The 2,655-nt window shown below is 53.1% G+C and carries 2 protein-coding genes; one reads left to right on the top strand and one right to left on the bottom strand.

Annotated elements, in window-relative coordinates; translation table 11 throughout:
* On the bottom strand, positions 1-385 hold a 385-nt coding region (locus tag Q2941_RS51235), incomplete at its 3' end, for an IS110 family transposase (RefSeq protein ID WP_458197493.1).
* A 548-nt stretch (positions 386-933) separates the two neighbouring features.
* On the opposite strand from Q2941_RS51235, the gene Q2941_RS51240 reads away from it, so the two are divergent.
* Positions 934-2,280, top strand: a complete 1,347-nt coding sequence (locus Q2941_RS51240; RefSeq protein WP_458197494.1) for a glucosamine inositolphosphorylceramide transferase family protein — start codon at positions 934-936, stop codon at positions 2,278-2,280.
* Positions 2,281-2,655 lie beyond the last annotated feature (375 nt).

A 2,655-nucleotide genomic window follows, 5' to 3' on the forward strand; every position in this document is an offset into this window, starting at 1 on the left:
TCCGAACCTGATCACGATCACTGGAATCCGTGATCACCATCGTCTGGAACACCTGATCACCATCCCTGGAATGCGCATTGTACCAACCACATTGCATGATACACGCTATGCCAGCAGCGTCATTTCGGTCGCTCTTGTTGATCTGCATCTTCAGAACCGCCTTCGCATGCCTGGCGTCAATGCAGATAACGGGTAACCCGATCTTATTCAGCTCGGTCCACAGCCACGTCGACGTTGCTCCGGTCTCGAGTCCAATCCGAACGACGTGTGGCGCGTGCAATTTGATGAACGTCGCGATCGCCTCCGGGTCAGACGTAACCGTCCCTTCGCGCTCGACCTTTCCTGTCCGATCGACGATGCAGATCGAAGTCAGTTTCAGTGACACGTCTAATCCGACATAGTGCTCGATTGCCTCTCTCCGTCATTGCAAGGCCCTGAGGTAGGCCTCATCGAGTCCTGGAGAGCTGATTCCCAGAGGCTGAGTATGGCTCCGAGCCCGGAATTACCCCATGTGTGAAAACGCAGTGGCGGCTGTTATGATTCGCTGTGGCCGCTGTTATGATTTTCCTTGATCCTGGGGAATTGATGAGGCGCTTCGCTGAGCGGGCGGACCGTGGGGGGCGCTATTTATTGGCCGAATGCCTCGATGACGAGGCCAGAAACCGACACGTCCGCTCTCAAATTGCAAATTTGCGGTGGACGGATAGGCAAGTCAATATGAGTGCGGAACTTACGAGCGTATAATGGCGGGGAGCCGAGGTGACGGAGAGCCGAATGTCCTCAGATGGACGGCGACATGTGGCCGTTGTCGTGCCCCAGAATCGAGCGTGGATGTGGCATCGTAGGCTTATTTCGATACTACAAGCCAGTTTTGACGTGGACGTTTATACGAGCCCACACGCCTTAAGCTATCCGCCCTCCCTGAGGTTATGGATGCGCGTCGAGGCCCACTTTTTAGGAGAACTCGACCTCGTCAAGATGATAAGCATCTCAGGAAAACCGTGGCCGGACATTGTGAATAGTGGGTACTCGCTCATCATAAATCTGTCCGAAGCACCCATACTGGCTGCTTCAACCCCAATTCTCGAGCCTCACTTTGAAGGGTCCGCTGACAGTGTCAGTCTGTTTGCCTCTCTGCTCAATCGTAAGAACACGTACCTGTCGATCTGTTTGGCAGGACAGGTCGAGCCAAGAATCGCTTCCTATTTGGCGATAGAAAATAGATCAGAATTAATTCGAGGGCTCCAGCTTTGCTTTGCGCGCCTTCTGGCACTTACGGAACGAGCGATTTATCATCTGTCGAAAGGCACACAGCCCGCCGTACCATCCAGACCGGTGAGTGCCGACCAAACCTTTTCCAGGGTGCTGGTTCCGCGCTTTGCGTTTCGATTTTTCTTAGCGAAAGCCCTGAATCGTATGATAGGAGGGCTGAAATGGCACGAGCATTGGTCTATTGGACTCTTGTGGTCCGATAAGTGGGAAATCCCAAACGGGATCCCTCTGCATAAGTTTATAACGGTGCCTGACGATCGGCGGCGCTACTACGCCGATCCATTTTTGTTCTGCAATGAGGGCCAGAAGTGGCTGTTTGTCGAGGAGTTTGACTATCAAATCGGTAAGGGTATCATTTCTTGCATGCCGGTAACGACCGGACATAAGCCGACTACTCCTCAGCCAGTATTAGTTCGTCCCTATCACCTATCCTATCCTTTCGTCTTTCGGCACGATGAACTCATTTACATGCTGCCTGAAACCGGAGGTAATCGCACGGTGGAGCTCTACCGGGCTCGATCGTTTCCATACGATTGGGTTCTTCACCGAGTTCTTATCCAGGACGTTGATGTGTATGATGCGACGCTATTGCGGCACCAAGATAGGTGGTGGATATTTGCCGCGATTGCACACAGAGATGGTTCGACGCAAGATGAGCTTGGAATTTTTTACAGCGAACATTTAGAAGGGCCTTGGCAAGCGCACGAATTAAATCCCGTAAAATCAGATTGTCGATCGTCTCGTCCGGCAGGTCAATTTGTTATATATGGCAACCGGCTCCTGCGACCTGCACAGGATTGCGAGAGCGGTTACGGGTCTGGTCTTGTGTGGTTAGAAATCGAAGAGCTTACTACAAGCCGATTCAAAGAAAGAGAGATCGCCAGATGGCCAGGAAGTGCCGCACTGGCGGATGGCATCCATACTTTTAATTTCGACCACGAGCTCGGCGCAATTGACAGGAGACGAGCTATTTGGAAATTCTCCCTTTTAGGTCTTCACGCTAGGTGAAATGCTGCCGGCTGGGTCGGAAGCAGGTTAAACTGCCTCGGTAGAAGCCGGACCGTGGACAAATGACGGCTCAGCGGATCGCGATGCAGCATCTCTTGCACCTGCAACGACAAAGAGGCGAAGCCTTTGCGCATGTGATCCCGCTTGCAGCGTCTCGTTGACGACCAAGAGCTTCTGCTCCCGCCGCCGACGGGCCACGCCGGTGATGACTTCCACCTTCGAAAATGTCTCTGGCGTATGCCTAGGACTAGGCTCCTCCGGCTAACGTCGGTGTCCGGTCAAAACAGGGAGCAGTTCAACTGACCTGCCACTGAATTTTCATCCAGCAGCGGTTAGAGTCTCGGGGTTTTGTACGCCAAGTGGCGCGGGTGGAGC

It is taken from the genome of Bradyrhizobium sp. UFLA05-153 (assembly GCF_054185185.1).